Raw genomic sequence first — 8065 nt, 5'->3', positions numbered from 1 at the left:
TCGCGCGCCTCGTCGGCGGCCTCTGCCTGCCAGTCCCCGGCCGGCTGCTGCGGTTCGCCCCGGAACCTGGCGAAGGGGTCCTCCTCCGGGACGTCGCGCGCCTCGTCGGCGGCCTCTGCCTGCCAGTCCCCGGCCGGCTGCTGCGGTTCGACCCGGAACCTGGCGAACTGGTCTTCCTCCGGGACATCGCTCGCGGACCCGGCCGGGCTCTGTTCCTCCAGCTCCCAGTCGAACGGCTTCAGGAACTCCTCCGGGATCTCCCGGATGTCCTCGCCCAGCGGCTTCTTCTTCGCCCACTCCCGCATCGCCGCCAGCCCCTCGGAGAGCCCCGCACCGCCCTCCTCCTCGCCCTCCGCGCGGTTGAGTCCGAAGAACTCATCCCACTTGCTGCTCCGGCGTGGCTCACCCGGTTCCCCCTCGCGCCGGCGCGGCGCGAGGCGCAGCCCGCCCGCAGGTGTATCGGGAACCGGCTCCATCGGCTCCCCGGGCGCCGGTGCCTCCTCGACCCGGCCAGCCGGCGCCTCGCCGGGCATCGTTGGCGGGGTGTCCTGCGTGTGCCACCCGGCGGCCGCCGCATCGACTTCCTCCTCGACCACCCCGTGCTCCCCGGCCGGGAGCCCAAACTTGCGATGCTGCTCTTCCCGTCCCCGCTCCGCCCACTGCTGCATCTTCGCGAAGATGCTCGCCTCGTCCTCGGGGTTGTCGTTCTCTGGCTCGCGGGCCGCGTCCTCCGGTCCCGGCCACGCACCCGGGCCGAAATCCCAGTTCAGACGGCGTTCCCCCGGCTCCTCGCGGCGCGGCCGCAGCCGCAGCGGCGGAGGCTCAGCGGGAGGCGTCGGCCCCTGCGCCTGCGGTTGCTCGAACGGCACGCCCCGGTTCGTCGCGTCGTCAGCTGCCCGGCCGAACTGCTGCTCGCCGAGGTTCCAGCCGCCGCCCGGCCCCGCCCACGGGTCGCGCTCCGTCGAACGCTCGCGCGGACGCAGCTGCAGTCCCGGTTCCTCCTTCGGCACCACCGGCCGCTCCGTCGACCACTCCTCATCCTCCTCGCCAGCCTCGTCGAACAGCGGCAGCCGCCGCGCTCCGGCCTGCCCGGGTTCTTCGTCCTTCTTCTTTCGTCCGAATCCGAACAATCCGCCCCGCTTCTTCGGCTCGGGGGCTGGCTTCCGGAGGACAAAGGGGCTCGGCCGCGATTCCTGCTCCGCCCCGCTCCGCAGCCGCTCGCGCAGCATCCGATTCTTCTCTTCCTGGCGCCGCCAGGCGTCACTCGGCAGATCGAAGTACCAATCCTGCGGGTCCTGCTGCCCCGACTCCAGTTCGTCGAGGGGCCGGCCTTCGCCATTGTCCATCGTCATCAGAGTACCATAGCCTCCCCGGCGCTCCCGGCGGCGTCTCCGCGTCGCCCTTTACAGCCGATTGACCTACCCTCGGCCAGCATGACCAACCCGCCCGAACCCCCGGACGAGCACCTGGTCTCTTTATCGAAAGACGGCAATCTCGACGCCTTCAACAGGCTCGTCGACCGCTACCAGTCCGCCGTCTACTCCCTCTGCTTCCGCCTCCTCGGCGAACGAACCGCCGCCGAAGACGCCGCCCAGGAGGCCTTCCTCGCCGCTTATCGCGGCCTCGCACGCTTCCAGGAGGGCTCCTTTCGCAGCTGGCTCTTCCGCATCGCCGTCAACCAGGCCCGCGATGAGCTTCGCCGCCGCGGCCGCCGGCCCCGCACCGACTCCCTCACCCCCCGCGACGACCCCGAAGCGCCGGCCTTCGACCCCGCCGACCCCGCCCCTGGCCCCGCCGAATCTCTCGACCACGCCGCCCTTTCCGCCGAACTCGAACGCGCCCTCCTCCAGCTTCCCTTCGACCAGCGCCAGGCAGTCCTCCTCTCCGACCTCCACGGTTTCGCCTACGACGAGATCGCCGCCATGACCCGCACCTCCCTGGGCACGGTCAAATCCCGCATCTTCCGCGGCCGCGAACGCCTCCGCGCCATCGTATCCCGCAACCCGGAACTTTTCGGGCGCCTCCATCGTCCGGACCAGCGAGGGGACCCATGATCCAGCGCCTCCTGCATCGCCACCGCCGCTTCGAAGCCCTCGTCGTCGCCGCCGTCGATGGCCGCCTCGATTCCGCCGGGCAGGCCGCCTTCGAACGCCACCTCGCGGGCTGCAGCCGCTGCCGGGCCGCTTTCGAAGCACAGCGCGCCCTCCGCAACGCCCTCGCCTCCCTCCCCCTGCACGAGCCCTCCCGCTCCCACCGCCTCACCCCGGCCATGCTCGCCGAGGCTCGCCCGGCCCCGGCGCGCGTCCCTCCTTCGCTCATCGTCGCTGCGCGCCTTTCCGCGGCGGCCGCAGTCGCCGCCTTCGCGCTGACCGCCGCCTTCACCCTCGCCGGCGGCGGCGACGAGGGCTCGCGTGAGCTCGCCGCGCCCGAAGTGAAGGACGCCCCCGGGGCCGACATCATGGCCGCCGGCACCCAAAGCCCCGAAGACGCGCGCTCAAGCGCCCCGGAGACGCCGGAACTCGCGCCCACCCCGGTCCCCGGCATCGCCTCGCCGCCGGGCGGCGGCGCCTCCGGCGCGGGGGCCATGTCGCCCACGCCCGAACCGCCGCAGACTGGTCGTCCGGAGCCCACCCCCGCCGAGGCCGGCGGCGAGTCGGTCGCCCCCTTCGCCACCGGAGCAGAATCGCCCACGGCCCCGGACGGCGCGCCGCCCGCCGATACGCTGGTTCCCACCGCAACCGCGCCCGCCGACGACTCCCCGCCGCGCTGGCCCCTTGCCCTGGCCGGCGTCCTCGCCGCCGCGGCAGTCACCGCACTCGCTGCCCTCGAATTCCGCCGGAGGCGCTCCTCATGAACCGCCGCATCGCCGCACTCGCCGCCATCCCCGCACTCGCCGTCGCCCTCGTGGCCTGCGGCGATGGCGATACCATCAATCTCCCCGCCCCGACCGCCGTCGAAGGCATCACCGTCAGCGGCACGGGCGAAGCGTTCGCTCCCCCGGATGTAGCCACGCTCACCCTCGGCATCGAAATCTCCGCCCCAACGGTCGCCGAGGCCCGCGAGCGCGCCGCCGATGCCGCCGACCGCCTCATCGCCGCCGTCAAAGCCAACAGCGTCGAGGACCGCGACATCCAGACGACCTACATCGCTCTCAACCCGCTCTACGACTACACCCCCACCGGCTCGCCGCCCCGCATCACCGGCTACTCGGTCGCCAATATCCTTACCGTCCGCGTTCGCGACCTCGACCGGGTCAGCGCGGTCATCGACGAGGCCCTCGGCGCCGCCGGCGATGCCGCCCGCCTCAACGGCATCCAGTTCGGCATCGATAACCGCGAGGCACTCCTCCGCGAGGCCCGCGAGAAGGCCATCGCCGATGCCCGCGCCCGCGCCGAGACTTACGCCGCTGCCGCCGGCGTGCGGGTCGGCGAGGTTCGCAGCATCTCGGAAGTCTCTTCACCCTCGGTCGTCGTCCCCCGCGCCCCCGCGACCGGCGCAGATGCCCGCGGCACGCCGATCGAGCCCGGCGAAGCCTCCCTCTCCGTGACCGTGACCGTGACCTTCGCCCTCGCCCGCTGAGCCCGGCAACGGCCGGTAAACCTGCCCGCCCCGGCCCTTGCCGGGCCCCGCCGCCACACCCCACGCTACGTCTGTGAAGCTCGTCATCGCCGCGGTGCTCACCCCGCTGGCCGCCATCCTCGTGGTCGCCGGCGCTGCCTGGGCGGTGCTCGCCTCGTCGCCCGGGACGGGCCCCGCCGCGACCGCCCCCGAACCCACCTCCGCCCCCCTGCCCACGCCGGCCGCTCGCCTCACGCCCGAGGGCAACGTCTGCCAGGGCACCGCCCGCCTCCCGGACCCCGGACAGCCGCGCCAGTTCCACCCCGAATACACGCAGATTGCCGAAGCCGCCGGCATCGCCATCGTCGCCAACAGCAGCGTCTCCCCGCGCGCGCTCGAAGCCGCCCGCGCCACCGTCGAGCGCTTCTTCCGCGACAACGACCTCGAACAGCAGCTCGCCGCCGATGGCGCCTACGTCATCGTCGCCGCTTCCGACCAGGGCGTGCTCGACCTGCCCGAGTTCCGCTGCCTCGACGACAGCGCCGCCCGCGACTTCTTCACCCACGTCTGCGGCGTCGCCGACCGCGCCGATTACCCGGTCGTCACCGTCAACGAAGACGACCTCCTCGGGCGCCGCTCCGGTCCCTGCGGAGGCCTCAACATCCTCTACCACGAACTGGGCCACCTCGTGCAGGGCTGGGCCCTGCCCCCGGCCGACTACTTCGACGTCCGCCAGTACTACCAGGACGCAATCTCCGCCGGGAAATACCGCGGCGACTACGCCGCCACCAACGCCAACGAGTACTTCGCCGAGGGCACCCAGGCCTACTTCCTCCACAGCGACCTCGAAGGCCGCCGCGACCGCGCCTGGCTCAAGTCCTACGACCCCCAGCTCTACGAACTCCTCGCCCGTACCTACGAGGAGTGACGGGAGTAGGGAGAAAGGGAGAAAGGGAGAAAGGGAGAAAGGGAGATAGGGAGAAAGGGAGAAAGGGAGAGGCCGCTCCCGGCTCCCCGCTCCCTGCTCCCGGGCAGGGCGGCCGCGCGGTGGGGCTCCCGGTTCCCGGCTCCCCGCTCCAACCTCCCACCTCCAACCTCCCACCTCCGACCTCCCACCTCCCGCCCCCTTGCCCTCGGCTCCGGTACGGCAGTACCGTTAACCATCCGGTAAACCAACGCCGGCCGCCCGAAACAGCCATGAGCGTTGCGCAAGCTCCCGGAGCTGTACCTCTCACCCGTTCCCGCCGGGTTCGCCTGGCGGCCGCTGAGGCCGCCATCACGGCTGCCTTCATGATCGTTTATTTCTACGTCCGCGGTGTACGCCCCGACGATGTCGACGGTGCCGTCGCCCGGTCGCTCCACCTCGTGCGCCTCGAACAGCAGCTCGGGCTCTTCCACGAAGTCCGCTGGCAGGCCGCCTTCCTCGAGAACGACCTCGCCATGGCGATCGCGAACTGGGTCTACGCCTGGGGCCATTACCCCGTCATGCTCGCCATCGGCCTCTGGCTCTTGCTCAAGGACCCCATCCGGTTCCGCTTCGTCCGCAACGTCCTCGTCGTCTCCGCCCTGGTCGGTATCGCGACCTACTGGCTGCTGCCGGCTGCACCCCCGCGCCTAATGGCGGTCCACGGCTATGATTTCGGCTTCGTCGATACGGTCCATGGCGCGGCCAGCAACGTGAACTACTTCCAGCCCGGTCCCTTCGTGAACGACTACGCCGCCCTGCCCAGCTTCCACTTCGGCTGGATTCTGCTTTCGACCATGGCCATCTGGGTCAACACCCGTAGCCGCGCGCTTCGCACCATTGCCGTGGCCATGTCGGCCGTCATGTGGTGGGCCGTCACCGTCACCGGCAACCACTACTTCTTCGACATGATCATGGGCGGGGTGGTGGTCGTTCTCTCCTGGTGGTTTGTCCGCTGGCTCGGCGATGTCCGCCTCCGCGAGCTGCCCGCTGCGGCCCTCCGCCGGTTGCGCTGGTAGCTCTAGCGCCGCGCCGCGCAGACCTCCCCGGGCTCCGACAGCGCGGCCTCGAAACCGGGCAGGGGAGCGCCAGCCCGCTGTTCCGTCCGCCGGCGCTGCTTCCGCTGCCGCTCCGCGAGCATCCGAAGATGCGCCCGCTCGAAGACGAACGCGCAGCCCTCGCAGATGCCGTGCGAGACCGGGCCGGGGCCGTCTGCGAGCAGCTGCTCGCACCAGGCACACACCACACGCATTACTGGTCCCCCCTGCGCGAAATCGGGCGCACCCTGATCGTCACTCGGGCGGCTGCCCCCCAACAATCGGGGAAATCCCTGAGTGGCAGCCGCCCCCGGTCAACTGCACGTAATTCCGGATGGTCAGTTCGCCCCCTGCCCGGCGAGCGAACCCGGGCCCGCCCGCCCTCGGTCCGGTATCACCACCTCGCCCGCCGCCGTACACTCCACCGCCGTGGGAACCCCCGAACCACCGGGCCGCCGCGCCGCGGGCTCCCTGCTCGACGAGCTGACCCGCCAGCTCGACACGACCCGCCGCCTCCTCACCGTCAGCCCCGACGACGTTGCGGAGCAGGCGCTCGCTGCCCTTCCCGGTGATGCTGCCTTCGAAGCGCGCATCGCCGCCGGGCTCGCTGCGCCGCCCCTCGCCCGGCCCGCCGAGTTCCCCGCGGCTCACCGCCTGGCTATCCGCGCCCTGGAATTGCTCGACCGCGAAGGCCCCGGCGGGCTCGCGCTGCCCCGGGGCTTTGGCCCGGCCCGGCCGCTCGCCGCCCTCGTGGCCGGCTTCGTCGCCGGGTACATCGTCCGGGGCTACACCCGCAGCGTCGCCTCCCGCCTCGCCGGCCTGTACGCCCTGCGCGAGGCGCAGTGTCCCGCCGGCTCGGCCGAGCGCCGTCTCCTCGCGGCCGCCCGCGCCGAGATGCAGCGGCTCCTCCCGGCCTTCAGCGGCGGGGGCGTCGGCGCGCCCATCCTTGTTGGCGCTGGCGCGGTCCTCCCGCTCCTCGCCTCCGCCGGGCAGTACCTTGGCGCCGTCGACCGCATCCCCGGCCCGGTGATCGCGGCGCTCTTCGCCGGGCTGTTCGTCCTCTTCCTGCTGCTCTCCTCGCTGCTCCTTGCCGGGGCGCGCCACGCCCACCGCCGAGCCCTCCTCATCGCGGGCAGCCCGCTCGCGGCCCTCTGGCAGGCGATCGGCAACGCCGGCGAACCCCCGGGCGATGATGCCCGCCTCTTCGCGACCGTGGCCATCGTGCTCTCCGGCGCCGTCTGGCTGCTGCTTCCGGTCGGCGGGGTCCTTGCCTACCTGCTCGGCTGAGCTGAAAACGCCCTCGGCGGGCTGGGCTCCTACAACCCCCGCAATTCCACCGGCCGTCCCCGCCATTCCGCCACCTCCCCAATCCGCATCGACCCCGCGACCGCGGCCAGCACCCCTTCGGCCTCATCCCGCCCGACCATCAGCACCAGCCCGATGCCCATGTTGAAGACCTCGTACATCTCCTCCCGCGACACCTGCCCCCGTCGCTCGATCAGCCGGAAGATGCCCGGCACCTCCCACGCTGCGGTGTCGATCACGGCCGTCACGCCGCCCGGCAGGATGCGCGGCACATTTTCGACGAACCCGCCGCCGGTGATGTGCGCCATCCCGTGCACCCGGTCGATCACCGGCCGCACCACCCGCTCATAGGGCACGTGCGTCGCAAGCAGCGCCTCGCCCAGCGTGGCCCCGCCCAGCTCCGGCGGCCGCTCCTCCAGCCGTCGCCGCGTCTCCTCGGCGGGTTCGCCGTTCGCAACGTCGAGCACCCGCCGCGCCAGTGAGAAGCCGTTGGTGTGCAGGCCGGAGCTCGGCAACCCGATCAGCACATCCCCCGGCCGAATCTTCGAGCCGTCGATGATGCGGTCGCGCTCCACCACCCCCACGATGAATCCGGCAAGGTCGAGCTCCCCCGGCGCGTACACGTCCGGCATGTCAGCCGTCTCACCGCCGAGCAGCGCGCACCCGGCCGCGGCGCAGGCATCGGCCACGCCGGCCACCAGCGCCTCCTTCTGCTCGTTCGAGAGCCCGTTCCCCGCGATGTAATCGAGGAAGAACAGCGGCTCTGCCCCGCACACGAGGATGTCGTTCACGCTGTGCCCCACAATGTCGGGGCCGCACAGGTCGAGCCGGCCTGCAGCCAGCTGCAGCTTTACCTTTGTCCCGATGCCGTCAGCGCTCGCAGAGAGCACCGGGTCCCTGTACCGCTCGCCCAGCCGGAACAGCCCCGAGAACGGGCCCGCGTCGCTCAGCACCTCAGGCCGCCGTGCCCGCGCGAGGATACCCGGCAGCCCCTTCGCAAACCGGCTGCGCGACCGGATATCCACCCCGGCCGCCGCGTACTTCCGTTCCTCCGTCACCCCCACAGCCTACCATCCGCCACCCCTGGGTGCCCCGCTCCCCGCTCCCGGGGCGGTGCCGGCGGGCGGGGCTCCCGGCTCCCTGCTCCCCCGGGGCCGGGGCTCTGGGTGGCGTGGCTTTCGGCTCCCCGCTCCCTGCTCCC

The 8065-nt window shown here is 72.2% G+C and carries 9 protein-coding genes; 6 read left to right on the top strand and 3 right to left on the bottom strand.

Annotation, left to right across the window (positions count from 1 at the left end):
- A partial coding sequence (locus VAE46_RS12015; protein WP_322797180.1) for a hypothetical protein occupies positions 1-1352 on the bottom strand: 1352 nt, incomplete at its 3' end.
- 81 nt (positions 1353-1433) lie between these two features.
- Here VAE46_RS12015 and VAE46_RS12010 point away from each other — a divergent pair.
- The 5 genes from VAE46_RS12010 (at position 1434) to VAE46_RS11990 (ending at position 5541) form a co-directional block, all read left to right on the top strand.
- A complete protein-coding gene (locus VAE46_RS12010; RefSeq protein WP_322797179.1) occupies positions 1434-2054 on the top strand; it encodes an RNA polymerase sigma factor in 621 nt (206 codons plus the stop codon).
- On the top strand, positions 2051-2854 hold the full coding sequence (locus VAE46_RS12005) for an anti-sigma factor family protein (protein WP_322797178.1): 804 nt from the start codon (positions 2051-2053) through the stop codon (positions 2852-2854). Before VAE46_RS12010 ends, VAE46_RS12005 begins: the two co-directional genes overlap by 4 nt.
- Entirely contained in the window at positions 2851-3579 is a 729-nt protein-coding gene (locus VAE46_RS12000; protein ID WP_322797177.1) for an SIMPL domain-containing protein, read from the top strand. The genes VAE46_RS12005 and VAE46_RS12000 overlap by 4 nt, the downstream gene beginning before the upstream one ends.
- A 73-nt stretch (positions 3580-3652) precedes the next feature.
- The gene (locus tag VAE46_RS11995; protein WP_322797176.1) at positions 3653-4486 is read left to right on the top strand and encodes a hypothetical protein; all 834 of its coding nucleotides are present in this window, start codon (positions 3653-3655) and stop codon (positions 4484-4486) included.
- 362 nt (positions 4487-4848) lie between these two features.
- A complete protein-coding gene (locus VAE46_RS11990; protein WP_322797175.1) occupies positions 4849-5541 on the top strand; it encodes a phosphatase PAP2 family protein in 693 nt (230 codons plus the stop codon).
- 2 nt (positions 5542-5543) lie between these two features.
- Here the strand turns inward: VAE46_RS11990 and VAE46_RS11985 are convergent, their stop codons facing one another.
- Positions 5544-5774 (bottom strand): hypothetical protein, encoded by a 231-nt coding sequence (locus tag VAE46_RS11985; protein ID WP_322797174.1) that lies wholly within the window; start codon positions 5772-5774, stop codon positions 5544-5546.
- 214 nt (positions 5775-5988) lie between these two features.
- Here VAE46_RS11985 and VAE46_RS11980 point away from each other — a divergent pair, with 214 nt between their 5' ends.
- Positions 5989-6846 carry a hypothetical protein gene (locus VAE46_RS11980; RefSeq protein WP_322797173.1) on the top strand — a complete coding sequence of 286 codons (858 nt, stop codon included), beginning with the start codon at positions 5989-5991 and terminating at the stop codon, positions 6844-6846.
- A gap of 29 nt (positions 6847-6875) precedes the next feature.
- Here the strand turns inward: VAE46_RS11980 and purM are convergent, their stop codons facing one another.
- Positions 6876-7922, bottom strand: coding sequence for a phosphoribosylformylglycinamidine cyclo-ligase (gene purM, locus VAE46_RS11975; protein ID WP_322797172.1), 1047 nt, complete (start codon positions 7920-7922; stop codon positions 6876-6878).
- Between the last annotated feature and the right edge of the window lie 143 nt (positions 7923-8065).

The sequence above is a fragment of the Tepidiforma sp. genome, from assembly GCF_034433535.1.
Taxonomy (GTDB): domain Bacteria; phylum Chloroflexota; class Dehalococcoidia; order Tepidiformales; family Tepidiformaceae; genus Tepidiforma.
Note: the sequence above shows the minus strand (reverse complement) of the source record. Positions and strands in the feature narration are given on the sequence as shown.